This window comes from Escherichia sp. E10V5 (assembly GCF_004212315.1).
GTDB lineage: Bacteria > Pseudomonadota > Gammaproteobacteria > Enterobacterales > Enterobacteriaceae > Escherichia.
The window spans coordinates 1-23,411 of sequence record NZ_RHJM01000042.1; the positions used below are offsets into that span (position 1 = coordinate 1).

26 protein-coding genes, 1 other RNA gene and 1 pseudogene are annotated in these 23,411 nt (G+C 48.0%); 13 read left to right on the forward strand and 15 right to left on the reverse strand.

The features are described from left to right. The 3 genes and pseudogenes from D9738_RS22810 to D9738_RS22820 form a co-directional block, all read left to right on the forward strand. A pseudogene (locus D9738_RS22810) lies at positions 1 to 295 on the forward strand (capsid protein); the annotation flags it as partial. Positions 296 to 298: 3 nt separating this feature from the next. Next, positions 299 to 544, forward strand: coding sequence for an ogr/Delta-like zinc finger family protein (locus D9738_RS22815; protein WP_130261268.1), 246 nt, complete (start codon positions 299 to 301; stop codon positions 542 to 544). A gap of 15 nt (positions 545 to 559) precedes the next feature. After that, a complete protein-coding gene (locus tag D9738_RS22820) occupies positions 560 to 1,126 on the forward strand; it encodes a phage polarity suppression protein (protein WP_130261269.1) in 567 nt (188 codons plus the stop codon). A 245-nt stretch (positions 1,127 to 1,371) separates the two neighbouring features. Here the strand turns inward: D9738_RS22820 and D9738_RS22830 are convergent, their stop codons facing one another. The 5 genes from D9738_RS22830 to smpB form a co-directional block, all read right to left on the reverse strand. Beyond that, entirely contained in the window at positions 1,372 to 2,232 is an 861-nt protein-coding gene (locus D9738_RS22830; protein WP_130261271.1) for a hypothetical protein, read from the reverse strand. Next, on the reverse strand, positions 2,229 to 3,908 hold the full coding sequence (locus D9738_RS22835) for an AAA family ATPase (protein ID WP_130261272.1): 1,680 nt from the start codon (positions 3,906 to 3,908) through the stop codon (positions 2,229 to 2,231). The genes D9738_RS22830 and D9738_RS22835 overlap by 4 nt, the downstream gene beginning before the upstream one ends. After that, a complete protein-coding gene (locus tag D9738_RS22840; protein ID WP_130261273.1) occupies positions 3,905 to 5,107 on the reverse strand; it encodes an integrase domain-containing protein in 1,203 nt (400 codons plus the stop codon). Before D9738_RS22840 ends, D9738_RS22835 begins: the two co-directional genes overlap by 4 nt. A gap of 183 nt (positions 5,108 to 5,290) precedes the next feature. Next, positions 5,291 to 5,653, reverse strand: a transfer-messenger RNA (tmRNA) gene (gene ssrA / locus D9738_RS22845). Positions 5,654 to 5,867: 214 nt separating this feature from the next. Next, a complete protein-coding gene (gene smpB, locus D9738_RS22850; RefSeq protein ID WP_000162574.1) occupies positions 5,868 to 6,350 on the reverse strand; it encodes an SsrA-binding protein SmpB in 483 nt (160 codons plus the stop codon). A 170-nt stretch (positions 6,351 to 6,520) separates the two neighbouring features. On the opposite strand from smpB, the gene ratA reads away from it, so the two are divergent. Continuing rightward, positions 6,521 to 6,958 (forward strand): type II toxin-antitoxin system toxin RatA, encoded by a 438-nt coding sequence (gene ratA / locus D9738_RS22855; protein ID WP_001339419.1) that lies wholly within the window; start codon positions 6,521 to 6,523, stop codon positions 6,956 to 6,958. Beyond that, on the forward strand, positions 6,948 to 7,238 hold the full coding sequence (locus D9738_RS22860) for an RnfH family protein (RefSeq protein ID WP_130208139.1): 291 nt from the start codon (positions 6,948 to 6,950) through the stop codon (positions 7,236 to 7,238). The genes ratA and D9738_RS22860 overlap by 11 nt, the downstream gene beginning before the upstream one ends. Positions 7,239 to 7,295: 57 nt before the next feature. On the opposite strand, the gene bamE is transcribed toward D9738_RS22860, so the two are convergent. The 3 genes from bamE to nadK form a co-directional block, all read right to left on the reverse strand. Further along, entirely contained in the window at positions 7,296 to 7,640 is a 345-nt protein-coding gene (gene bamE, locus D9738_RS22865) for an outer membrane protein assembly factor BamE (protein WP_064529892.1), read from the reverse strand. A 148-nt stretch (positions 7,641 to 7,788) separates the two neighbouring features. Continuing rightward, entirely contained in the window at positions 7,789 to 9,450 is a 1,662-nt protein-coding gene (gene recN / locus D9738_RS22870) for a DNA repair protein RecN (RefSeq protein WP_130261274.1), read from the reverse strand. 85 nt (positions 9,451 to 9,535) lie between these two features. Further along, a complete protein-coding gene (gene nadK / locus D9738_RS22875) occupies positions 9,536 to 10,414 on the reverse strand; it encodes an NAD(+) kinase (RefSeq protein ID WP_001059169.1) in 879 nt (292 codons plus the stop codon). Between the two features lie 123 nt (positions 10,415 to 10,537). Here nadK and grpE point away from each other — a divergent pair, with 123 nt between their 5' ends. Beyond that, on the forward strand, positions 10,538 to 11,131 hold the full coding sequence (gene grpE / locus D9738_RS22880) for a nucleotide exchange factor GrpE (protein ID WP_001296310.1): 594 nt from the start codon (positions 10,538 to 10,540) through the stop codon (positions 11,129 to 11,131). 54 nt (positions 11,132 to 11,185) lie between these two features. Here grpE and D9738_RS22885 read toward each other — a convergent pair whose 3' ends face one another. Continuing rightward, positions 11,186 to 12,472 (reverse strand): HlyC/CorC family transporter, encoded by a 1,287-nt coding sequence (locus D9738_RS22885; protein ID WP_010723175.1) that lies wholly within the window; start codon positions 12,470 to 12,472, stop codon positions 11,186 to 11,188. A gap of 20 nt (positions 12,473 to 12,492) precedes the next feature. After that, on the reverse strand, positions 12,493 to 13,284 hold the full coding sequence (locus D9738_RS22890; RefSeq protein WP_024165303.1) for an inner membrane protein YpjD: 792 nt from the start codon (positions 13,282 to 13,284) through the stop codon (positions 12,493 to 12,495). A gap of 166 nt (positions 13,285 to 13,450) precedes the next feature. Here D9738_RS22890 and ffh point away from each other — a divergent pair, with 166 nt between their 5' ends. The 5 genes from ffh to rplS all read left to right on the forward strand — a co-directional run bounded on the left by ffh (position 13,451) and on the right by rplS (position 16,951). Continuing rightward, positions 13,451 to 14,812 carry a signal recognition particle protein gene (gene ffh, locus D9738_RS22895; protein WP_000460035.1) on the forward strand — a complete coding sequence of 454 codons (1,362 nt, stop codon included), beginning with the start codon at positions 13,451 to 13,453 and terminating at the stop codon, positions 14,810 to 14,812. 136 nt (positions 14,813 to 14,948) lie between these two features. Further along, positions 14,949 to 15,197, forward strand: a complete 249-nt coding sequence (rpsP, locus tag D9738_RS22900) for a 30S ribosomal protein S16 (RefSeq protein WP_000256450.1) — start codon at positions 14,949 to 14,951, stop codon at positions 15,195 to 15,197. Positions 15,198 to 15,215: 18 nt separating this feature from the next. Beyond that, the gene (rimM, locus tag D9738_RS22905) at positions 15,216 to 15,764 is read left to right on the forward strand and encodes a ribosome maturation factor RimM (RefSeq protein ID WP_000043330.1); all 549 of its coding nucleotides are present in this window, start codon (positions 15,216 to 15,218) and stop codon (positions 15,762 to 15,764) included. Positions 15,765 to 15,794: 30 nt separating this feature from the next. Beyond that, a complete protein-coding gene (gene trmD / locus D9738_RS22910) occupies positions 15,795 to 16,562 on the forward strand; it encodes a tRNA (guanosine(37)-N1)-methyltransferase TrmD (RefSeq protein ID WP_000264781.1) in 768 nt (255 codons plus the stop codon). 41 nt (positions 16,563 to 16,603) lie between these two features. Then, positions 16,604 to 16,951 carry a 50S ribosomal protein L19 gene (gene rplS / locus D9738_RS22915; RefSeq protein ID WP_000065253.1) on the forward strand — a complete coding sequence of 116 codons (348 nt, stop codon included), beginning with the start codon at positions 16,604 to 16,606 and terminating at the stop codon, positions 16,949 to 16,951. Positions 16,952 to 17,027: 76 nt separating this feature from the next. Here rplS and D9738_RS22920 read toward each other — a convergent pair whose 3' ends face one another. The 4 genes from D9738_RS22920 to D9738_RS22935 all read right to left on the reverse strand — a co-directional run bounded on the left by D9738_RS22920 (position 17,028) and on the right by D9738_RS22935 (position 19,773). Continuing rightward, entirely contained in the window at positions 17,028 to 17,510 is a 483-nt protein-coding gene (locus tag D9738_RS22920; RefSeq protein WP_130261275.1) for an OmpA family protein, read from the reverse strand. A 15-nt stretch (positions 17,511 to 17,525) separates the two neighbouring features. After that, positions 17,526 to 18,749 (reverse strand): diguanylate cyclase DgcN, encoded by a 1,224-nt coding sequence (gene dgcN / locus D9738_RS22925; protein ID WP_130208143.1) that lies wholly within the window; start codon positions 18,747 to 18,749, stop codon positions 17,526 to 17,528. Then, positions 18,742 to 19,260, reverse strand: coding sequence for a YfiR family protein (locus tag D9738_RS22930; protein WP_130221575.1), 519 nt, complete (start codon positions 19,258 to 19,260; stop codon positions 18,742 to 18,744). Before D9738_RS22930 ends, dgcN begins: the two co-directional genes overlap by 8 nt. Positions 19,261 to 19,410: 150 nt before the next feature. Next, entirely contained in the window at positions 19,411 to 19,773 is a 363-nt protein-coding gene (locus D9738_RS22935; protein ID WP_130261276.1) for a DUF2799 domain-containing protein, read from the reverse strand. Positions 19,774 to 19,984: 211 nt separating this feature from the next. Here D9738_RS22935 and aroF point away from each other — a divergent pair, with 211 nt between their 5' ends. Both aroF and tyrA read left to right on the forward strand, forming a co-directional pair. Continuing rightward, positions 19,985 to 21,055 carry a 3-deoxy-7-phosphoheptulonate synthase AroF gene (aroF, locus tag D9738_RS22940; protein ID WP_130208149.1) on the forward strand — a complete coding sequence of 357 codons (1,071 nt, stop codon included), beginning with the start codon at positions 19,985 to 19,987 and terminating at the stop codon, positions 21,053 to 21,055. A 10-nt stretch (positions 21,056 to 21,065) separates the two neighbouring features. Further along, on the forward strand, positions 21,066 to 22,187 hold the full coding sequence (tyrA, locus tag D9738_RS22945) for a bifunctional chorismate mutase/prephenate dehydrogenase (RefSeq protein WP_130261277.1): 1,122 nt from the start codon (positions 21,066 to 21,068) through the stop codon (positions 22,185 to 22,187). 41 nt (positions 22,188 to 22,228) lie between these two features. Here the strand turns inward: tyrA and pheA are convergent, their stop codons facing one another. Next, the gene (gene pheA, locus D9738_RS22950) at positions 22,229 to 23,389 is read right to left on the reverse strand and encodes a bifunctional chorismate mutase/prephenate dehydratase (protein WP_130208153.1); all 1,161 of its coding nucleotides are present in this window, start codon (positions 23,387 to 23,389) and stop codon (positions 22,229 to 22,231) included. Positions 23,390 to 23,411 lie beyond the last annotated feature (22 nt).

Here is a 23,411-nt window from a genome sequence, read left to right on the forward strand (position 1 = left end):
CTTAAGTGAACGGCATTGCGCACTGTTACGGGCCTTCCTTCTGCGCATACGGTCGCTGGAAATGAGCGGAGAGACCTCACCGCGTGCGACCGTGACTCACGAGCTGGGCGATGCGCTGAATATGCAGTCGGCCCTGTATCATTTCGATATGGAGCAGGAGCCGGTCCTCTCCGTCACGGGCATGAACAGTCCTGCGGTCGCCGGGATTGATATGGCGCTGTTCAGAAGCCCGGCTAAACGGATGCAGCTTGCCGCCAGACTGGCCGCACAGGACCACGAACAGGCGGAGGGCTGAGTCATGATGCGTTGTCCTTTCTGTCGCCACGCTGCGCATGTACGTACCAGCCGCTACATGTCGGAAAGCGTCAAAGAGAGCTATCTGCAGTGCCAGAATATTCACTGTTCAGCGACATTCAAAACACACGAGTCGATTTTTGAAGTGATACGCTCGCCGGTCGTGGAGGAAAAGCCAGAACCCGTCCCGGCAGCGCCCGTCACTGCCCGTAAGGTAAAAGGCTGCTACAGCTCGCCGTTCCGCCATTAGTCAGGAGAGAGACACGTGACCACCGTGACATTACAGCAGGCCTTTGAAGCCTGTCAGACGAACAAAAACGCCTGGCTGAAACGTAAAGCCGAACTGGCAGACATTGAACTGAAATACCGTGAACAGCTCCTTGCCGCTGACGAACAGAGCCCGCGCACAATGCAGGATTTACGCGACATGATTGACGTAAAAAAATGGGAGATTAATCAGGCCGCCGGTCGCTATATCCGCTCACATGAGGAGGTGCAGCACATCAGCATCCGCAACCGGCTCCATGATTTTATGCAGCAGTACGACGCGGAGCTGGCCGCCACGCTGGCGCCTGAGCTGATGGGCTATAACGAGCAACGTCCCGCCGTAAAACAGAGCGCCATGCAGCACTCGGTTGATTATCTGCGCGAAGCTCTGTCGGTGTGGCTGGCCAGCGGTGAAAAAATTAATTATTCCGCGCAGGACAGCGATATTTTAACGGCCATAGGATTCAGGCCTGACGCGGCCTCGCGGGATTATAACCGCGAGAAATTCACCCCGGCACAGAGCCTGATTTACACCCGCCGTCGTGCGGAACTGGCCGCACGGTAGCACGCAAAAAAATCCCCGAAAATCCCGCTATTTTTCCCGAAAAAAGCTATGCATCCACAGGGTGCATGGTTTTGCATGCAAATCCCCGTATTTTTTATCCCCCGCAGCACCAGTACTGGCGCGGCCTGAGCCGGTTGATGCACCTGCATTAAAAGCGACCTCTAAAGCGGGCAGGCGTGGCGGGGAGAGCATTGCGCGCGAGCCATAAAGCAAAAATTTATTTAATGCCTGCGCAAAGAAAATAGTTATAAATAGCTCCAATGGTTATCTTTGAAATGATGAAGCGAATAAAAAATAATATTGCTCCAATCATAGCCAGTTGTTTCACCTAATGCTAAACGTCCCTCGATAAATCTATTATATCCCGCCAAAGTGAGATCACCGCTTGTTACTAATTCTCTTTGTATTTTCAATGCGTTTGATTCATTCCTGAAATGAGTGAGAATCTTTTCTTTATGCTTTATCTTGATTTTTAATTTAGATAGATGGAAATTAATATGCAATTTGTCTATTCTCGACAACAGTGGGTTTGGGGTGATGTAAAATAAAGTACTTGCCCCTTTTATTTTGAAGTGAATCACGATGGGAGGCGCATTTATTTTTCCTGCGAAATCATCAAAGTAAGGATTAAATACCCGTTTCCATTTTTTTTTGGGCTTTAAAGTACCTTTTGTTTTATTACATTCACCACAGCACGGAATTAGGTTTTCCTTCAAAATTGAAAATTGTGGTAGAGATGATTTGCAATAATAATGGTCAAGAGTTGTTGCAGTGCCGACCCCGCAATAAGGGCAGGTTATCCCCTCTTTGATATAAGCTTCCCGGATCTCTTTTATGTAAAATGTTTTCCTTGATTGTAGTGGGTGTTCATAAAGCCAGATCAATATTTCTTTATGTTTTCCAAAAGATTTATGATTGCTGGAAATAAGTCTTTTAGATGTTTGCATTTCTATAGCGTAATTATTTAACTCTAGGAGCCAGTCATCCCGTAATGCTTTCAATTCTCTCACGCCATCACGATTGCAATTTTTGAAAATAGCATTAAGTGTTGATGGTATATTGATGTTGATGTCGTTAATTTTTACAGGAATCGTCAGTTTTTTCATTTTCTTCTCCACTCGTTGATTATTTTCGTGAGAAGGTTTGTCGGTAAGTGAGAATACTTTTGCAATAGTGTGTCAACTGAGTTTTCTGATTTGGCCATTGTATGAATGGTATCTCGGTATGCCGCACTTGCTTCCAGTTCAGAAAATGATTCTTGATATAACTCTGTTGCATCAGAACCAAAAGTTTCAATGGAGGGAAGTCTGTGAGAAGTTATATTATTATGTCTGTTAAATATTGTTACTTGTTCTTTAGGTAGTTCCCTAAGAACCAGAGGGGAATGGGTCGAAATGATACAGCATGAATTTGTTTCAATTAATATTTTTTTCAAAATCGTCATTAGCTTAATCAATAGGCTTGGGTGAAGGAAATTTTCTGGTTCTTCAATTATCACTAAGCTATTTGTTTCAATTGTCATAAGAATGCTGAGGGTTTTAATTAAGAAAGTATTCTGTCCAGAGCTCAGGCTGGTTTTTTCAGTCCCACTGAGAAAAGTTATATCTAGAAATATATCTGCGAAATTAAATACATTTGGATTGTGTCGAATGCCTTCATTCTTGAAAAAGGTTAGTACATCTGTAATGCTATGGACAAGATGAAAGTTATTGATGTTTTTTACTATAATGTTCACATCTAAACTAAGCATGTTTATTATTTCATCTGCAATCAATGCTTTATCAAAAATCCCAGACCTGGTTGCCTCTCGGAAAATAATATTTTCAACACAGTCATTGATAGTTATTTTGCTTCCGCTAGAGTGGATGTTGTTATAATGTTTTAAACTGGTATTGGATATGAAGTGATAATTGGAACGTTTGCTTTTGTTTCTTGATATTTTAGATGGCGTATAACCATTGTCATCCACAGTATTGGAGATTAGTATTACTCTGCTAAATACTTCATGTGATGAATGTTTATAATGCTCAGTATGTTTAAAGTAGTTTGTGAGATATTTTTTAAGATGATAGGTTTTTCCACTGCCATTTTTACCTATAATCGCATGTATAGGATTGTTAACTCTCAAGCTATTAGTGAAGCTAATCCTAATCATATGATCTGTAGATGGTAAAAATAATTCATCAGCTCTTTCCATATTATATATCGGGCTCAGGATTTTTGATAAAACTATATTATAACCTTTCATGTATGCATAATTGGTAGCGCTGTTATCAACAAGGAATTTTTGGAGGTTATATTTTAAGAAGTTCTTATTACTTCTGATGTTTTTAAATAAATTAATCGAAGTGGCAGCGTCTTTTATTACTCTTAAAAAACTAAGGCATTCTAACTCATGAGTGGTTGACAGCCAGCGGTAGGTTTCCTCATCATTAATTTGAGATGTGAAATCAAGATCGTACCGGCTTTTCAATTGTGATAGTTTTATTATTAAACTTTTATTTTTTATAGCGATTAAAAGTTCATCTAGGTTATTTGGGCTGCCAATGAAAACCATATGTAAATAATTTGATGATTTTGAATCATGGCTTGATAAGAAATTATTTATTTCATCATTATTAGGCCAGTTTATTTTTGCCTCAAGCTTTAAGGATGATATTTTTTGGTCTAGTTTTGTTATGAAAAAGTCAGCATCATCGTTTACTGACAAATAAATATGGTTGTCATGTGGAGAGTGAGTGTAACTATACTGTGATATGAGGGTAATATCTTGTTTTCTCATTTCTTTATCTCTTTGTTTTCAGTGAAATTAGCCCACCACTGCATCAGTAGAACTCTTTTCTCTAGATAGGTAGAACGGTTATATGCCCGTCTAACTTCGTTTTTATCTGAATGGGCTAGTGCTGCTTCAATAATATCAGCATTAAAGCCCGCTTCGTTCATGGCTGTGCTTGCTATTGAACGCAAACCATGAGCAACTAATTTACCGCCATAGCCAATTCTCTTTAATGCAGCATTAGCCGTCTGACTATTCATCGCTTGTTTTGGATCGTTCCTACTTGGGAAAACATGCTCTCGATGAGCGCTAACAGGTTTCATAACTTCAAGAATATCCAATGCCTGAGGAGACAAAGGAACTATGTGCTCACGCTTGGCCTTCATTCGTTCAGCTGGAATCGTCCAGAGCTTGGCATCGAGATCGATCTCGGCCCATCGTGCACCAGAAGCCTCTGAAGGGCGAACAAGGGTCAGTAGCTGCCATTGAATTAGACAGCGGGTTGATACAGATAGGTTTGACGTAGATAGAGAGCGCATCAACTTTGGCAACTCTTCTGGCCGCAGCGTCGGCATGTTTTGCTTTTTGGGTTTCTCAAAGGCCATACCTACACCGGAAGCAGGGTTGGCATCAATCAGGCCAGTATTAACCGCATAAATCATTATTTCGTTAACGCGCTGTACTAATCGGCGGACTGTTTCCAGCGCACCACGTGCTTTGATTGGCTCTAGTGCTTCAACAATTGTTCTGGCTTTAATCTCCTGAACAGGTATCGCCCCAATGGCAGGGAAAACATCTTTATCCAAGGAGCGCCAAATGTCTTTTGCGTAATCTTCAGTGACGCTTCTGCTCTTTATCTGGAACCAGTTAGCGGCTACTGTTGAGAAAATGCTATCCAGCTCAATCTGACGTTGTTCTGACGCCAGTTCTTGTTTCTGCTGTGGATCCATACCTTGTGCTAGTGTGGTTAAATGTTGGTCGCGTACCTGACGAGCTGTTGCGAGCGTAAGGGCGGGATATGAGCCGAGACTAAGATTAGTTCGGCTACCACTGATTGGACGTTGATAGCGGAAGCGCCAGAGCTTTTTACCAGTAGTTTTGATAAGTAAGAACAGGCCATCACCATCATGTAAGGTGAAGTCTTTTTCTCGGGGTTTAGCTTTAAGTATTTCGTTGTTAGTCAGTGGGCGTGTAATGCGCGCCATGTCTGGATTCCTTCCATAATTGGTACACGTTTAATGGATCACAGTATAGCGTGTACCTAAACGTGTACCAATTTTCTCTGGATTTAGCCGGATTATCTCGGACTATTACAGACACAAAAAAGCCCGCAGGGCTTGTGCCATGCGGGCTTTCAGGATTTCCCCGGACGTATCCGGAAGAGCAAGTGGTGGAGCTGGCGGGAGTTGAACCCGCGTCCGAAATTCCTACGTCCTCGGTACTACATGCTTAGTCAGTCTTTACATTCGCTTGCCAGCTGCGGACGGACACGCCACTAACAAACTAGCCTGATTAAGTTTTAACGCTTCAACCCCAGGCAGGGCTTCCACGCGATCTCTTTTGGGTTTGACCTCTCTTGATCCCCGTCCTGAGAGCGGAGGCTAGGGAGAGAGGGCTCTAAGCAGGTTATTAAGCTGCTAAAGCGTAGTTTTCGTCGTTTGCGACTATTTTTTGCGGCTTTTTACGAGGCCAACCGCCCCTCGGCATGCACCTTGGGTTTCGCAAATCCCGTCGAATCCAGAATCAGCCCCAATGTGTAACGTTAAGTATACCAGATTTTTGAGCGCCATGACTAGCCCCAAAGGCGTTATCATCCTGGAATTAGCGCCTGCATAGTATGATTTTTCTTAGATTAAGCAATGGGATGGCTGCATCTGTGTCAGATTTGACAGTCGACAAGATGTTCATTCGCGCCACCGAATAGGGAGGCGCGGTGAAGATTTGATTAGTATCGCTTAGATAGGTTTAACGGTGCGCGTTTTTCATGATACGTGCTTTATCAACCTGCCATTCGCGTTCTTTGATATCAGAACGTTTATCGTGTTGTTTCTTACCTTTCGCGACGCCGATTTTTACTTTGCACCAGGCATTTTTCCAGTACAGGGAGAGCGCCACTACGGTATAACCTTCACGGTTCACTCGGCCATAGAGAGAGTCAAGTTCGCGCTGGTTGAGAAGCAGTTTGCGGGTGCGAGTAGGGTCGCACACCACGTGCGTGGAAGCCACTGCCATCGGCGTGATGTTTGCTCCAAACAGGAACGCTTCTCCGTCGCGCAGAAGGACATAGCTGTCGCTAATATTGGCTTTTCCTGCGCGCAGGGATTTAACTTCCCAGCCCTGCAGGGCAAGTCCCGCTTCGAACTCTTCTTCAATAAAGTATTCGTGACGGGCGCGCTTGTTAAGCGCGATGGTCGCTGAACCAGGTTTATGTGCTTTTTTCTTCGTCATAAGCGTCGTGAATCATCGGTAATCTGAAATCGAAAATACCCCATATCAATCCTGCGGGGGACAAGGCTCTATCTTAGCATGAACCGGATGTTACCCAGCGCCGGGATAGCGTTTTTTTTACTGCAGGATAAATGATATTATTTGTTGGATTTTTGTTGATGGAAATTGTTATGCCTCAGATTAGCCGGACCGCACTGGTACCCTACAGCGCGGAGCAAATGTATCAGTTAGTGAATGACGTTCAGTCTTATCCTCAGTTTTTACCAGGGTGTACTGGAAGCCGGATTCTGGAGTCCACTCCTGGGCAGATGACCGCTGCGGTAGATGTGTCTAAGGCTGGGATCAGCAAAACGTTTACAACCCGCAACCAGTTGACCAGTAACCAAAGTATCCTCATGAGTCTGGTTGATGGACCGTTTAAGAAATTGATCGGCGGCTGGAAGTTTACGCCGTTGAGCCAGGACGCGTGCCGTATTGAGTTTCATCTCGACTTTGAGTTTACCAATAAGTTGATTGAACTCGCCTTTGGTCGCGTGTTTAAAGAGCTGGCAGCTAATATGGTGCAGGCTTTTACTGTTCGTGCAAAAGAGGTCTACAGTGCCAGGTAAAATTGCCGTTGAGGTGGCTTACGCATTACCCGAGAAACAATACCTGCAACGGGTAAGATTGCAGGAGGGCGCGACGGTTGAAGAGGCGATTCGTGCAAGTGGTTTGCTGGAACTGCGAACTGATATCGATTTAACTAAAAATAAAGTCGGTATTTACAGTCGTCCGACGAAACTGAGCGATACCGTGCACGATGGCGATCGGGTGGAGATTTATCGTCCTCTCATTGCCGATCCGAAAGAGCTTCGCAGGCAACGAGCAGAAAAATCGGCGAATAAATAACAGCCAGAAAAAAGGTGCTCACTGAGCACCTTTTTTAATCGCTATAAACGGCAAATTTTATTCGTTGCCAGTCAGCGCAGGTTTGTTATCAATATTGGTCAACACACCGCTGCTGTTAAAGGTCAGCGTCAGCGTTTGCTGCGTTACACCTTCATGACCTGGTTGCTGACGGAACACATAGAACCAGGTATTCGTACCAAATGGATCGGACATCAGCGGTGTACCCAATGCGTACGCAACTTGTTGTTGCGTCATGCCAACACGTATTTTGGATACGTCGTTAGCGGTCAGATAGTTCCCCTGGTTGATGTCAGGACGGTAAACCACTCGCTCCAGAGTGGAACAGCCTGCGGTCAACATCAATAGTACTGCTGCTGCAGCAGTCAGCGTTTTACAGCGCATAGTGATTTGATTCCTTTTCGGGCCCGAGCAGTACGTGGCTCATCTGTAATATGCCGATGATAATAGACCTTTCATCACTTTAAAACCTTTTGCTTTCCGGTCTTACGGCGTTTTGCTGTTTACTCTGACCGTGAAGCAGGAAAAAAGTTTACGCCGCAAGCAGTTCTTTCGCATTCGCCAGTGTGTTACGTGTGACTTCACTGCCACCAAGCAGGCGCGCCAGCTCCTGTAACCGCGCTTTTTTGTCCAGCGACTCCATATGAGTTTCGGTCATCGCGCCATCGGTTTCTTTGCTGACAAAATAGTGTTGATGACCGCATCCTGCGACTTGCGGCAAATGGGTAACGCACATCACTTGGGTTGATTCGCCAAGCTGACGTAGCAGTTTGCCGACAACTGCCGCTGTCGGGCCGCTAATCCCTACATCCACTTCATCAAAAATCAGTGCCGGGGTTTCCATTTTACGCGCGGTAATGACCTGGATTGCCAATGCGATGCGGGACAATTCACCACCGGATGCGACTTTGGCAATAGGCTGCATTGGCTGACCTGGGTTGGTGGTTACCCGAAACTCAATACGATCGGCACCGTCAATGCCCAGGTGATGCTCGTCAAATTTAACATCAATCGTAAACTGCCCATGCGGCATAGAGAGTGCATGCATACTATCGGTGATCAGCTGTGCCAACTCATTTGCATAATGCTGGCGTTGCTGGTGTAACGCGCGTGCCGTTTCCAGTGCTTGCTGATGATGTTTCGTTACCGCCAGCGCGAGCGTTTCTTGTGAGTCGGCCTGATCATCCAGTTGCTGCTGTTCTTCCAGTAGCGACTGGTAATACTGTGGCAATGCCTCAGGGCTGACGTGATGTTTACGTGCCAGCGAAATCTGTTTTGAGATGCGCTGTTCAAGTTCAAACAGTCGGTTGGGATCGAGATCCAGACGATCGCAGTAGTGGCGCAGTTCGTCGCTGGCTTCAGCAATCTGGATGGTAGCTTCTTCCAGCATATCAAGTACGCCGGACAGTTTGCTGTCCATGCCAATCAATTCGCTCACCAGCTGTTTAGCCGTGTAAAGCTGACTTTGCAGGTTTGCGTCTTCACCGTCTGCCATTAATGCCAATGCATTCTGGCTGGTAGTCAGTAATTGACCGCTGTTCGCCAGACGTTTGTACTCTTCGTCGATTTGCTCAAACTCTCCGGGCTGCGGATTAAATTCGTTAAGTTCTTTTAATTGGTATTGCAGCAGTTCCGCACGGGCGGCGCGTTCCTGACTTAGTTGTTGATGGTGCGCGAGGTCGCGGCAGCTTTGATGCCACAACTGATAACGTACGGTCATTTCCTGGAGCAGAGAGGTTTCATTGGCATAGCCATCAAGCAGGAATTTTTGGTGCTCGGATTTGGTGAGTAATTGATGAGCGTGCTGACCATGGATCTGAATCAGCAACTGACCCAGTTCGCGCAGTTGTGACAGAGGAACAGCTGTACCGTTGATGAAACCACGGGAGCGACCATCGCTACTGATTACGCGACGAAGCAGGCATTCACGGCCATCTTCCAGTTGATTTTCTTCCAGCCAGCGCAGAGCCGCTGGCGTATCTTTCAGTGAAAAACGGGCGCACAGGTCAGCGCGAGCAGCGCCGGTACGCACCATGTCGGCTTCAGCGCGACCACCGAGACAAAGGCCGAGGGCATCTATCGCAATAGATTTACCCGCGCCGGTTTCACCGGTTATTACGGTCATGCCGCTGTGAAAATCAATCTCAAGCTCACGAACGATAGCAAAGTTGCTGATGGTCAGTTGTGCCAACATAGTCGTTTTCCTGTATGAAAAACCATTACTGTTATTGTGTACAGTATAAACTGGTTTTATATACAGTAAAGAGGCTGGCGTAAAATTAGAATAATTTTTTTGACCAGCCGAGCTTGGTGCTTAATGTATTGAAATAGCTGTAATCTTTCGGATGAATCAGATTCAGATGGTAATCACAGCGACGAATCAGGACATCTTCACCTTCCTGAATCGGCAGCGCTATCTGACTGTCGCAGCTGATTTCCAGGTCGTTACGGCGATGCGAAAAACGCAGACGGATAGTGCTGCTGCTGTTTATCACCAGCGGCCGCGCTGACAACGTATGCGGGAACATTGGCACCAGGGTTATTGCATCCAGAGAAGGCGTCAGTATTGGTCCCCCTGCCGAGAGGGAATAGGCAGTGGAGCCTGTAGGTGTCGAAATAATCAAACCATCGGAACGCTGAGAAAACGCAAAGATCTCGTCGATATATACTTCGAACTCAATCATATGCGCAACTTTGCCTGGGTGAAGTACCACTTCGTTAATCGCTGTGCTGATGCGTTTCTGGCAATCTTGCTGGCAGACTTGTGCTTCCAGCAAAAAACGTTTCTCGCTGATGTAGTGGCCTTCCAGCACATCGGCTAATTGTTGCTGGGCGTTATCGGGGTCAAGGTCAGTCAGGAAACCCAGGTTGCCACGGTTGATTCCAATAACTTTAATATCGTAACGGGCGAGCGTGCGCGCCGCGCCCAGCATATTACCGTCGCCTCCAACAACTACCGCGAGATCAGCCAGTTGCCCAATCTCCGCGAGCGTGCCAGTTTTCACATTCTTCAGTTGCAGTTCGTGAGCGATTTGTTGCTCAACGATGACCTCGTAACCTTTTGTGCACAGCCAGCGGTAGAGCATTTCATGTGTTGTCAGTGCAGTAGGGTGCCGTGGGTGTCCCACAATGCCAATACACTTGAAATGATTATTCATTTTTCCGAGGTCCTTGTTGCGAAGATTGATGACAATGTGAGTGCTTCCCTTGAAACCCTGAAACTGATCCCCATAATAAGCGAAGTTAGCGAGATGAATGCGAAAAAAAACGCGGAGAAATTCATGAGTAGTAAAGAACAGAAAACGCCTGAGGGGCAAGCCCCGGAAGAAATTATCATGGATCAGCACGAAGAGATTGAGGCAGTTGAGCCAGAAGCTTCTGCTGAGCAGGTGGATCCGCGCGATGAAAAAATTGCGAATCTCGAAGCTCAGCTGGCTGAAGCTCAGACCCGTGAACGTGACGGTATTTTGCGCGTAAAAGCCGAAATGGAAAACCTGCGTCGTCGTACTGAACTGGATATCGAAAAAGCCCACAAATTCGCGCTGGAGAAATTCATCAACGAATTACTGCCGGTGATTGATAGCCTGGATCGTGCGCTGGAAGTGGCTGATAAAGCTAACCCGGATATGTCCGCGATGGTTGAAGGCATTGAGCTGACGCTGAAGTCGATGCTGGATGTTGTGCGTAAGTTTGGCGTTGAAGTGATCGCCGAAACTAACGTGCCGCTGGACCCGAATGTGCATCAGGCCATCGCAATGGTGGAATCTGATGACGTTGCGCCAGGTAACGTACTGGGCATTATGCAGAAGGGTTATACGCTGAATGGTCGTACGATTCGCGCAGCGATGGTTACTGTAGCGAAAGCAAAAGCTTAATTTTTGTTTTCGTAATAAATCGCGGCCCAGCATGCGAATGCCGGGCCGTTTTCGTTACTCCGCCACACTCTCGCGCAGCGGTTTTACAGGAAAAACTTTTACCTGCTTAATCATATTGTCCTGAACGTCGAGAATATCGATATCGTACTCGCCAATACGTACGCGGGTGCCAGCGACAGGGATCTCTTCCAGCGCTTCAAGAATGACGCCATTAACGGTTCGAGCATCATCTTCCGGTAGATGCCAGTTAAAGGCTTTGTTAATTTCTCGCACGTTGGCGGTGCCATCGATAATCACCGAACCGTCGTTTTGCGGAGTGACTTCTTCGGCAAGTGTTGGCGACATGGATGTGGTGAAATCACCGACTATCTCTTCCAGAATATCTTCAACCGTCACCAGCCCCTGAATGTCTCCATACTCGTTGACGACCAGGCCGACTTTCTTTTTGTTGCGCTGAAACTTGACCAGCTGCGTGCTGAGTGGCGTGCCTTCCGGGACAAAATAGATCTCGTCCGCGGCGCGTAGCATGGTTTCTTTGGTGAACTCTTTTTTCTCCGACATCAACCGCCAGGCTTCACGCACACGCAGCATACTGATGGCGTCGTCCAGCGAATCACGGTAGAGCACGATGCGCCCGTGAGGTGAGTGGGAGAGTTGGCGCAGAATCGATTTCCAGTCATCATTGATATCAATACCGATAATTTCACTGCGCGGCACCATGATGTCATCGACAGTCATTTTTTCCAGATCGAGTACCGAAAGCAGCATATCCTGATTGCGACGGGAAATTTGTGAGCGCGATTCGTGCACGATGGTGCGCAACTCTTCTTTGCTCAAAGAGCCGCTAACCACGATATCGGTTTTGATGCCCATCATGCGCATTAACATGCGGGTAATAGCGTTCAGCAACCAGACCAGCGGCATCATCAAAATTTGCAGCGGTGCTAACAGAAAACTACTCGGATAAGCGACTTTTTCCGGGTACAGCGCGGCAATGGTTTTCGGCAATACCTCAGCAAAAACCAGTACGACAAAAGTCAGCACACCAGTCGCAATTGCCACGCCCGCATCGCCGTACAAACGCATCCCAACAATAGTGCCGAGCGCGGAGGCAAGAATATTGACCAGGTTATTGCCGATTAACACCAGGCTTATCAGGCGGTCTGGCTTACGCAGCAATTTTTCGACGCGTTTGGCCGAGCGATTGCCCTGTTTTGCCATATGCCGCAGACGATAGCGGTTGAGTGTCATCATTCCGGTTTCGGACCCGGAAAAATAGGCTGAAATGACCACCATGATGATCAGAATAATGATCAACGTAGTAGTAGAAATGTGTTCCAGGGGAAACTCCTTTTCTGGGTTTAGCTGATTAACTGCTGAACAATTCGGCTGCCGAAGTAGGCCAGTGTCAGAATGACTGCACCCGCGACGTTAAACCAGACGACGCGGCGTCCACGCCATCCTTCATGATAATGTCCCCACAGCAGCACAATATAGACAAACCACGCCACGATAGAGAGCACAGCCTTGTCGATATTTTCCATGCTAAATAAGTTGTGCATGTAGAACAGGCCAGTGCAAAGAGTAAGCGTTAACAGCACCACGCCAATCTGCGTAATATGGAACATTTTACGCTCGATACTCATCAATGGCGGCATTTCCTGACTGAATGCCAACTTTTTGTTCTTCAGTTGGTAATCAATCCATGCCAGTTGCAACGCGTACAGGGCGGCAATTATCAGCGTGGCGTAGGAAAAGAGCGATAAGCCAATGTGCACCAGCATCCCGGGCGTGGCTTCCAGATGGGTGATGTATTCATTGGGCATGAAGGTCGCCAGCGCCAGGTTGATAAGCGCAAAGGCATAGACAATGGGTAGCAGCAACCAGCCACGATTGCGAGAAGCCACAATGGTCATTACCGTACAGATCATCAAACTGACCAATGAACCAACATTCAGCAGGCTGAGGTTTTGTCCGCTATCACCGTCGGGCAGGATGCGGGCTTCCAGAGCGATTGCGTGGCAGACCAGCGCGATGACCGCAGAAATAATAGCCATGCGCCGCCAGCCGCCGTTTTTTTGCAGCAGACCGGGAACAATCAGCGCAAGACTGACGGAGTAGGCGACAAGCGCGAGCAGAGCAAAAACGGGCATAGTAATGTCGACAGTTTGAGCAATAAGAAAGAGAAGCAGTATAGCGTCAGGTGAACGCTGCTCCAACCGTTGCATAACAACAAAGACGCCTTCATGTTATACTGCGGCAAAATACTGATGATGTGTCGCGATTGCGGCCAACCGTTTCCACCCCAGGCGAGAGACAATGTTTGATAATTTAACCGATCGTTTGTCGCGCACGCTGCGCAATATCAGTGGCCGTGGACGCCTCACTGAAGACAACGTAAAAGATACGCTGCGCGAAGTGCGCATGGCGCTGCTGGAGGCGGACGTCGCTCTGCCGGTAGTGCGTGAGTTTATCAATCGCGTAAAAGAGAAAGCGGTTGGTCATGAAGTTAATAAGAGCCTGACGCCGGGGCAGGAGTTCGTCAAAATCGTCCGTAACGAACTGGTTGCGGCGATGGGCGAAGAGAACCAGACCCTGAATCTGGCTGCGCAACCGCCTGCGGTCGTGCTGATGGCGGGCCTGCAAGGTGCCGGTAAAACAACCAGCGTGGGCAAACTCGGTAAGTTCCTGCGCGAGAAGCACAAGAAGAAAGTGCTGGTTGTTTCTGCCGACGTTTATCGTCCGGCGGCAATCAAACAGCTTGAGACGTTGGCAGAGCAGGTGGGCGTTGATTTCTTCCCTTCTGATGTTGGTCAGAAACCGGTAGATATCGTTAACGCGGCGCTGAAAGAAGCCAAACTGAAATTCTACGACGTTCTGCTGGTGGATACCGCCGGTCGTCTGCACGTTGACGAAGCGATGATGGACGAGATCAAACAAGTCCATGCGTCGATTAATCCGGTTGAAACCCTGTTTGTGGTTGACGCCATGACCGGTCAGGATGCTGCCAATACGGCAAAAGCATTCAATGAAGCGTTACCGCTTACCGGCGTAGTGTTGACCAAAGTGGACGGCGATGCCCGCGGCGGTGCGGCGCTCTCTATTCGTCACATCACTGGCAAGCCTATCAAGTTCCTCGGTGTTGGCGAGAAAACTGAGGCGCTGGAGCCGTTCCACCCGGACCGTATCGCTTCCCGTATTCTCGGCATGGGCGATGTTCTGTCGCTGATCGAAGATATCGAAAGCAAAGTTGACCGTGCGCAGGCAGAGAAATTAGCCAGCAAGCTGAAAAAAGGCGACGGCTTCGATCTCAACGACTTCCTTGAGCAGCTGCGCCAGATGAAAAATATGGGCGGCATGGCCAGCCTAATGGGCAAGCTGCCGGGCATGGGGCAGATCCCGGATAACGTCAAGTCGCAGATGGACGATAAAGTGCTGGTGCGTATGGAAGCCATCATCAACTCGATGACGATGAAAGAGCGCGCTAAGCCAGAAATCATCAAAGGTTCGCGTAAGCGTCGTATCGCTGCCGGTTGCGGTATGCAGGTGCAGGACGTTAACCGCCTTCTGAAGCAGTTCGACGACATGCAGCGCATGATGAAGAAAATGAAGAAGGGCGGAATGGCGAAGATGATGAGAAGCATGAAAGGGATGATGCCACCGGGATTTCCTGGTCGCTAAATGACCTTATGCGACAGAGTTATTAACTGCTGATTGCATTTTCTCCAGAAATCAGTAAAATTTTCGGGCTTTTAATATGACACCGGACTCCGTTCCTCGATGGGGTCCGGTTGTTTTATTCACACAAGAGGATGTTATGGTAACTATTCGTTTAGCACGTCACGGCGCTAAAAAGCGTCCGTTCTACCAGGTTGTTGTCGCTGACAGCCGTAATGCACGCAACGGTCGCTTCATCGAGCGCGTTGGTTTCTTCAACCCAATCGCTAGCGAAAAAGAAGAAGGCACTCGCCTGGATCTGGATCGCATCGCTCACTGGGTTGGCCAGGGCGCAACTATTTCTGATCGCGTTGCTGCGCTGATCAAAGAAGTAAACAAAGCAGCTTAATCTGTCACGGTGGTCATGATGAGCAAACAACTCACCGCGCAAGCACCTGTTGATCCCATCGTTTTGGGAAAAATGGGTTCGTCTTACGGTATTCGTGGGTGGCTCAGAGTGTTTTCTTCCACCGAAGACGCCGAAAGCATTTTTGACTATCAGCCCTGGTTTATCCAGAAGGCGGGTCAGTGGCAGCAAGTCCAGCTGGAAAGCTGGAAGCACCACAATCAGGACATGATCATCAAGCTGAAAGGCGTTGACGATCGTGATGCGGCGAACCTTCTGACGAATTGTGAAATTGTCGTGGATTCATCGCAACTGCCTCAGCTTGAAGAGGGCGACTACTACTGGAAAGACCTGATGGGCTGCCAGGTAGTAACCACTGAAGGCTACGATCTCGGTAAAGTCATTGACATGATGGAAACCGGATCCAATGACGTTCTCGTCATTAAGGCAAACCTGAAAGATGCGTTTGGTATCAAGGAACGTCTCGTACCGTTCCTCGATGGGCAGGTTATCAAGAAAGTCGATCTCACTACTCGTTCAATCGAAGTAGATTGGGATCCTGGTTTTTAAACCACCGGATAAACGGTAAAAGACGGCGCTATGTGGATTGGCATAATTAGCCTGTTTCCTGAAATGTTCCGCGCAATTACCGATTACGGGGTAACTGGCCGGGCAGTTAAAAATGGCCTGCTGAGCATCCAGAGCTGGAGTCCTCGCGACTTCACGCATGACCGGCACCGTACCGTGGACGATCGTCCTTACGGCGGCGGACCGGGGATGTTAATGATGGTGCAACCCTTGCGGGACGCCATTCATGCAGCAAAAGCCGCGGCGGGTGAAGGCGCAAAGGTGATTTATCTGTCACCACAGGGACGCAAGCTTGATCAAGCGGGCGTCAGCGAACTGGCAACGAATCAAAAATTGATTCTGGTGTGCGGTCGCTACGAAGGTATAGATGAGCGCGTGATCCAAACCGAAATTGACGAAGAATGGTCAATCGGCGATTACGTTCTCAGTGGTGGTGAGTTACCAGCAATGACGCTGATTGACTCCGTTTCCCGGTTTATTCCGGGAGTACTGGGACATGAAGCCTCAGCAACGGAAGATTCCTTTGCTGAAGGATTGCTGGATTGCCCGCACTATACGCGGCCTGAGGTGTTAGAAGGGATGGAAGTTCCGTCAGTGTTACTGTCGGGCAACCATGCCGAGATACGTCGCTGGCGTTTGAAACAGTCGCTGGGCCGTACCTGGCTTAGAAGACCTGAACTTCTGGAAAACCTGGCTCTGACTGAAGAGCAAGCAAGGTTGCTGGCGGAGTTCAAAACGGAACACGCACAACAGCAACATAAACATGATGGGATGGCGTAAGCCCCCGAGATATCAGTTTACCCAGGATAAGAGATTAAATTATGAGCAACATTATTAAGCAACTTGAACAAGAGCAGATGAAGCAGGACGTACCTTCCTTCCGTCCGGGTGATACCGTGGAAGTGAAAGTATGGGTTGTTGAAGGTTCCAAAAAACGTCTGCAGGCATTCGAGGGCGTGGTTATCGCTATTCGTAACCGCGGTCTGCACTCTGCATTCACTGTTCGTAAAATTTCCAACGGCGAAGGCGTTGAGCGTGTCTTCCAGACTCACTCTCCGGTAGTTGACAGCATTTCTGTCAAACGTCGTGGTGCTGTTCGTAAAGCTAAACTGTACTACCTGCGTGAGCGTACTGGTAAGGCTGCTCGTATCAAAGAGCGTCTTAACTAAGATTTCGCTTAAGCGACATCCTGTTAAGAAGGGCTGGCCAATTGGCTGGCCCTTTTTTTATTTATTGAAATTGCGTTTACGGTGCACTAATCACCACAGCGACGCGGCGGTTCTCGGCGCGACCCTGTGCGGTCTTGTTACTGGCGATGGGGTATTTTTTCCCTAAGCCCTGAGTGGTGAGATTGCTGCGAGGAATTTGTCCACCTTCTGCCCACGCATCGGCGACGACATTTGCCCGCTTCAGCGATAAAGCTTCGTTGTAACTGTCTTCGCCGTAATTGTCGGTATGTCCATCCATACGGGCATGGGTTAAGCCCGTGGAGGTCAGTTTTGCGGCCATGGTCTGGATCTGTTGCTGACTTTCCGGGAGCAGTTTGTAGTCATTTTTAGCAAACAGAATGGTATCAGATAAGCCCAGCGACCAGTCGCCAGCGGATTCAGTAAAACCATAAGACTGCATAGCGGCGACTTGTTCTGGAGTAAACTTCCCTTGTGGTGACTGGCAGCCAGTCAGTATCAGTGAAGAGAACATCAGGGGAACTACCAGTTGCTTTATCATGTAGATATTTCCTTGTTATTTCACCAGCTTTTTAGCGCGCTGGTGTTTGGCCTGATACATATTATGGTCGGCCAGCTCTTGTAATTTTTCGGCGGAGACGTGCTCAATGGTCATCGCGTAACCAATGCTTAATGTCATAGTGGTTTGATGGCCATTATTAAGATCGAATGGTCGATTAAAAATTTGCGTCAATGCCGTGCAAATCCGCTGCACTTCAGATTCCGACTGCACGCCATAGAGGACCATAGCGAATTCATCGCCGCCAATGCGGTATGCCTGATGTCGCAGCCCACCAAATTCAGCTAATCGTTTTGCCACTTCAATTAAGACCTGATCTCCCGTCGCATGACCCCAGGTATCATTGATATATTTGAAATTATCGCCATCAAGAAACAGTAATGCCGACGTTTTTCGGGCATCAGTACTGTTCATCAACGTGTTGATGCCGCTACGAAACGCTGCGCGGTTAGCCAGCCCGGTTAATGGGTCATGTAGCGCGGTACGTAGAAGCTGCGCATTTTTGGCCTGTAAACGAAGCTGCCACTCTTCCATTTCATCTAGCAGACTGTTGAAGTCGAGAGCGAAGCGGTGAAACTCTGCGATACGTTCTTCCGAAACTCGTCGGGAAAAATTGCGGTTGGAACGCACATCATGTACGACATCGGTGATGTTTTTTAACGCTTCAACCAGACCATTGTGCAAATGGCGGGTGAGGGTAATCGCGATGCCTGATGCCAGCAGAATACATGCAGTCAGGACAGCGAGTGAAAACCAGATAAAATGGCTAATTGAGCTGTCGCGTGCGGTTAACTGCACTTCGCCAATGGTTTCGCCATTGTGGCGAATCGGTTGAATGACGGGAGCCGGAAAGAGCCAGTGGCTAATGAAATTACTGAAGGTATCTCCCGGTTCTCTGGCAGTGTAGTGCCAGGAAGCAATAATGTTTTGCTGATTATCACGTACTTCTGCGGTTGAAAATTGGCCTTGCTGACCTAGTGCGGCCAGAGTTTCTGTTGCTGCAGGACCATCGGCAAAAACGACCGCAGCTTCCAGGCTGTATGTCATTGTTGCAGCGGTTAGTGCCAGGTTTTTTTGCGCGTATTGTTTCAGGGTTAGCACTGACGTCACGGAAAGCAGCAGCCAGATCAGCGTCATAGTGATAAATATGCTGGTCATGCTGATGTTGCGTAATGCTCTTTTAAACGTGGGGCGCTTATGAAGAGAATTATCGTTATCCATCGTTTTTCTTCCGTGCGAGCATTAAGACATCCGGGTTGACCTTAACACCACTACGCGATAAGGCATCCAGGTTTACGGCAAACCTGACGTTATTATTGTTGATGACCAGACAAAATGCGCTGCCAATAATGCACTCGGTATTTTGTTCGGCAATTAATAATAACGCCTTAGACGGATATTGTTCGATTAATTCTGTCTGGAATGTCGGTGACTCGCTGCCAAAATAAAAACCATTGCAGCCTGAAATCATCGCCTCTTGTTTGTTGTTAACGATGACAGGCAGGTAAGGCAAAGGCGTCGCACCTTTCTCTTGCAGGGCGGTGCTAAATCGTGAAGATGAAAAAATACATAGTCTTGGTGGACCAGATACCGTCGGCCAGCGAGTGTAGCTTACGATACCGGAAACCATTAAACGCACATTTTTCGCAACGTCAGTGGTTTCCTGAGCGAGTAATGGCGCGCCTGCCAGAAGGAATAGCAGCAGTAAGAACAGTAGGTGAGAAAAGCGCATTCAGGGATCCTCACCATCTTCGCTCGAAACGCATCGAAAATTTTTCAGAATGTTCATTAAAATATCATTCTTTTGTGTAGTCGTCATCCAGAAGAGAATTAAAAATCGAATAAGTTAAATCTTATGATTAATTTTGTGGTGGAATTTAAATTAATTAAGTTTCATCGTGCGGGCATTTTCATCAGCTCCTTTTTGCCATACTTCATGCAATTGGCTGGCATTTTCTACATTGTTGCAGCTGGCAGGGAAACTTTTACCGGAAAGCCCTCGGGCATAAGTAAAATCGACCTGGCAGGTTTTCTTTTGCCCTTCGGCATATCCTTTAAGATATATCCCCCGATCAGCCTGTGAATCGTTAAAAGCATCGTCATGTTTTATAGCAACGCCTGATATCGCATCTTCCATACCAACATCATACCAGTCAGTGCTGGTCCAGGTTGGTGCGTGAGTATAGGGATCAATCTGACAGCCGCTAACAACCAAAGCTAACAAAGGGGCGATAAAGTGTTTCATTGTTTTTTCTCCTTTTTCAAAGCATAGCGGATTGTTTTTATTGTGTGTGTAAATTTATTTGTACATTTATTGGTGGTTAAAACGTATATGAATTGCCTGTGTAAACTATTATTTACGAAATATGGATTGAAATCTTTACTTGTTGTGATATCGTTGCGTCATCCTCGCTGAGGATCAACTATCGCAAACGAGCATAAACAGGATCGCCATCATGCAAAAAGACGCGCTGAACAACGTACATATTACCGACGAACAGGTTCTGATGACCCCGGAACAGTTGAAGGCAGCTTTTCCATTAAGCCGACAACAAGAGGCCCAGATTGCTGATTCGCGTAAAACTATTTCAGATATCATCGCTGGGCGCGATCCCCGGCTGCTGGTGGTGTGTGGTCCTTGCTCCATTCATGATCCTGAAACCGCACTGGAATATGCTCGTCGATTTAAAGCCCTTGCCGCAGAGGTCAGCGATAGTCTCTACTTGGTGATGCGCGTCTATTTTGAAAAGCCCCGTACCACTGTTGGTTGGAAAGGGTTGATTAACGATCCACATATGGATGGCTCCTTTGATGTTGAAACAGGATTAAAGATTGCACGTAAGTTGCTGTTGGAACTGGTAGATATGGGATTACCGTTGGCGACGGAAGCGTTAGATCCAAACAGCCCGCAATATTTGGGTGATCTGTTTAGCTGGTCGGCAATTGGTGCTCGTACCACGGAATCGCAAACGCACCGTGAAATGGCATCCGGGCTTTCCATGCCGGTTGGTTTTAAAAACGGCACTGATGGCAGTCTGGCGACAGCAATTAATGCTATGCGTGCCGCTGCACAACCGCATCGCTTTGTTGGTATTAATCAGGCAGGGCAGGTGGCGCTGCTGCAAACTCAGGGTAATCCGGACGGACATGTGATTCTGCGTGGCGGAAAAGCACCGAACTATAGCCCGGCGGATATCGCGCAATGTGAAAAAGAGATGGAACAGGCGGGACTGCGCCCCTCACTGATGGTAGATTGCAGCCACGGTAATTCCAATAAAGATTATCGCCGTCAGCCTGCGGTGGCAGAATCCGTGGTTGCCCAAATCAAAGATGGCAATCGCTCAATTATTGGTCTGATGATCGAAAGTAACATCCACGAAGGCAATCAGTCTTCCGAGCAACCACGCAGTGAAATGAAATACGGTGTATCCGTAACAGATGCCTGCATAAGCTGGGAAATGACCGATGCCTTGCTGCGTGAAATTCATCAGGATCTGAATGGGCAGCTGACGGCACGCGTGGCTTAAGAGGTTTATTATGGTTGCTGAGTTGACCGCATTACGCGATCAAATTGATGAAGTCGATAAAGAGCTGCTGAATTTATTAGCAAAGCGTCTGGAACTGGTTGCTGAAGTCGGTGAAGTGAAAAGCCGCTTTGGGTTACCCATTTATGTACCGGAGCGCGAGGCATCCATGCTGGCCTCGCGGCGCGCAGAGGCGGAAGCTCTCGGCGTTCCGCCAGATCTGATTGAAGATGTTCTGCGTCGGGTAATCCGTGAGTCCTACTCCAGCGAAAACGACAAAGGATTTAAAACGCTTTGTCCTTCACTACGTCCGGTAGTCATTGTTGGTGGCGGTGGTCAGATGGGGCGCATGTTCGAGAAGATGCTGACACTCTCTGGCTATCAGGTGCGGATTCTGGAGCAACATGACTGGGATCGCGCGGCTGAGATTGTTGCCGATGCCGGTATGGTGATTGTCAGTGTACCGATTCATGTTACTGAACAAGTCATTGGCAAATTACCACGTTTACCGCAAGACTGTATTCTGGTCGATCTGGCATCAGTGAAGAATGGACCATTACAGGCCATGCTGGCGGCGCATGATGGTCCAGTGCTGGGGCTTCACCCGATGTTTGGTCCGGATAGCGGCAGCCTGGCGAAGCAGGTCGTGGTCTGGTGTGATGGACGTCAGCCAGAAGCGTACCAATGGTTTCTTGAACAAATTCAGGTCTGGGGCGCGCGACTGCATCGCATTAGCGCCGTCGAACATGATCAGAATATGGCGTTTATCCAGGCGTTGCGCCACTTTGCCACTTTTGCTTATGGCCTGCATCTGGCAGAAGAAAATGTTCAGCTTGAGCAGCTTCTGGCACTCTCTTCGCCCATATATCGTCTTGAGTTGGCGATGGTCGGGCGACTGTTTGCCCAGGATCCGCAGCTTTATGCCGATATTATTATGTCTTCAGAACGTAATCTGGCGTTGATCAAACGTTACTATAAGCGTTTTGGTGAGGCGATTGAGTTGCTGGAGCAGGGCGATAAGCAGGCGTTTATTGACAGCTTCCGCAAGGTGGAGCACTGGTTCGGCGATTACGCACAACGCTTCCAGAATGAAAGCCGCGTATTATTGCGTCAGGCGAACGATAGCCGCCAGTAATAACTCTGTGCCGGATGATTCACATCATCCGGCTTTTTTCATCAGGTTGGATCAACAGGCACTACGTTTTCACTTGGGTAACAACCCAATACCTTCATTGAACGGGTTATTTCTCCTAACTCTTTTAACGCCTTTTGCATTTCCACGGATTCAAGATTGGCCTGAATATCCAGATAAAACATCTCTTCCCACGGATTACCGTGAATCGGACGTGATTCCAGACGGGTCATAATCAGATTGTGGTTGCGCAATACCAGCAACGCTTCAACCAGAGCACCAGCTTGTTGTCCGGTAGCCATTAACAGTGTGGTTTTTGCCGGAACCTGGTCAGACACGTTAATGGCTTTACGTGCCAGCACCACAAATCGGGTGAAGTTTTGTCGTTGATTCGCCTCAATGCGCTCCAGTACCTGTAAACCGTACAAGGAACCGCCAGCTTCGCTCCCCAGCGCAGCGACATGTGGTGATTTTGCCTGTGCAACTTTTTCCATTGCCGCAGACGTACTCTCGGTATATTCAATCTTCCAGTGCGGGTAACGGTTAAGGAATTTGCTGCATTGCTGGAACGGCTGCGGGTGGCTGTAGACCGTGTTGATAGTCGATAAATCGGTGGTGCCGGAAACCAGCAAACAATGGTCGATAGTTAACGTCATCTCGCCAACAATCGACAAGCTGGTATGTTGCAGCAGATCGTAAACGTCGTTTATGGCACCGGAGCTGGTATTTTCAATCGGTACGACAGCATAGTCGGCCTGGCCGGTTTCCACCTGATTAAAAATATCGGCAAATTTGGCGCAGCCGCTTTCAATGAATTGCTCAAAGTGACGGGCAGCGTACTGGCGCGCCGCAAGATGTGAATAAGAGCCTTTGGGCCCGAGAAAAGCAATGCGGGCTGAGTGCGGATTAATTTTATTGAGATGCTGCTGGAGTAAAGCCTGCTGAGTTAATACGGAATCTTCAATGATGAGCTGGAACAGGCGAGTAATGTAGTGGGCATCCAGATGGTGTGTTTTACCAAGCGTAATTAATCTTTCCAGCAAATCGCGCTCACGATCGATATCACGCACCGGGCGATGTGAAAGCAGTTTGGCTTTTCCCACCTCAACGGCTAGCTCGCGCCGCTCAGCCAGTAACGCCAGTAATTTTTCGTCCAGCGTGCTAATTTTCTCGCGCAGCGCCAGTAACGGGTTTTCCGATGTCATAGTGTTGCCTTTTTTGTTATCA

Excerpts from the sequence above, each read along its gene's own strand:
- smpB (WP_000162574.1), bottom strand. The coding sequence starts at position 6,350 with ATGACGAAGAAAAAAGCACATAAACCTGGTTCAGCGACCATCGCGCTT.
- ffh (WP_000460035.1), top strand. The coding sequence starts at position 13,451 with ATGTTTGATAATTTAACCGATCGTTTGTCGCGCACGCTGCGCAATATC.
- D9738_RS22830 (WP_130261271.1), bottom strand. The coding sequence starts at position 2,232 with ATGAAAAAACTGACGATTCCTGTAAAAATTAACGACATCAACATCAAT.
- ratA (WP_001339419.1), top strand. The coding sequence starts at position 6,521 with ATGCCTCAGATTAGCCGGACCGCACTGGTACCCTACAGCGCGGAGCAA.
- D9738_RS22890 (WP_024165303.1), bottom strand. The coding sequence starts at position 13,284 with ATGCCCGTTTTTGCTCTGCTCGCGCTTGTCGCCTACTCCGTCAGTCTT.
- grpE (WP_001296310.1), top strand. The coding sequence starts at position 10,538 with ATGAGTAGTAAAGAACAGAAAACGCCTGAGGGGCAAGCCCCGGAAGAA.
- D9738_RS22840 (WP_130261273.1), bottom strand. The coding sequence starts at position 5,107 with ATGGCGCGCATTACACGCCCACTGACTAACAACGAAATACTTAAAGCT.
- rimM (WP_000043330.1), top strand. The coding sequence starts at position 15,216 with ATGAGCAAACAACTCACCGCGCAAGCACCTGTTGATCCCATCGTTTTG.
- rplS (WP_000065253.1), top strand. The coding sequence starts at position 16,604 with ATGAGCAACATTATTAAGCAACTTGAACAAGAGCAGATGAAGCAGGAC.
- aroF (WP_130208149.1), top strand. The coding sequence starts at position 19,985 with ATGCAAAAAGACGCGCTGAACAACGTACATATTACCGACGAACAGGTT.
- recN (WP_130261274.1), bottom strand. The coding sequence starts at position 9,450 with ATGTTGGCACAACTGACCATCAGCAACTTTGCTATCGTTCGTGAGCTT.
- bamE (WP_064529892.1), bottom strand. The coding sequence starts at position 7,640 with ATGCGCTGTAAAACGCTGACTGCTGCAGCAGCAGTACTATTGATGTTG.
- trmD (WP_000264781.1), top strand. The coding sequence starts at position 15,795 with ATGTGGATTGGCATAATTAGCCTGTTTCCTGAAATGTTCCGCGCAATT.
- pheA (WP_130208153.1), bottom strand. The coding sequence starts at position 23,389 with ATGACATCGGAAAACCCGTTACTGGCGCTGCGCGAGAAAATTAGCACG.
- D9738_RS22815 (WP_130261268.1), top strand. The coding sequence starts at position 299 with ATGATGCGTTGTCCTTTCTGTCGCCACGCTGCGCATGTACGTACCAGC.
- rpsP (WP_000256450.1), top strand. The coding sequence starts at position 14,949 with ATGGTAACTATTCGTTTAGCACGTCACGGCGCTAAAAAGCGTCCGTTC.
- nadK (WP_001059169.1), bottom strand. The coding sequence starts at position 10,414 with ATGAATAATCATTTCAAGTGTATTGGCATTGTGGGACACCCACGGCAC.
- D9738_RS22835 (WP_130261272.1), bottom strand. The coding sequence starts at position 3,908 with ATGAGAAAACAAGATATTACCCTCATATCACAGTATAGTTACACTCAC.
- D9738_RS22930 (WP_130221575.1), bottom strand. The coding sequence starts at position 19,260 with ATGCGCTTTTCTCACCTACTGTTCTTACTGCTGCTATTCCTTCTGGCA.
- D9738_RS22935 (WP_130261276.1), bottom strand. The coding sequence starts at position 19,773 with ATGAAACACTTTATCGCCCCTTTGTTAGCTTTGGTTGTTAGCGGCTGT.
- tyrA (WP_130261277.1), top strand. The coding sequence starts at position 21,066 with ATGGTTGCTGAGTTGACCGCATTACGCGATCAAATTGATGAAGTCGAT.
- D9738_RS22920 (WP_130261275.1), bottom strand. The coding sequence starts at position 17,510 with ATGATAAAGCAACTGGTAGTTCCCCTGATGTTCTCTTCACTGATACTG.
- dgcN (WP_130208143.1), bottom strand. The coding sequence starts at position 18,749 with ATGGATAACGATAATTCTCTTCATAAGCGCCCCACGTTTAAAAGAGCA.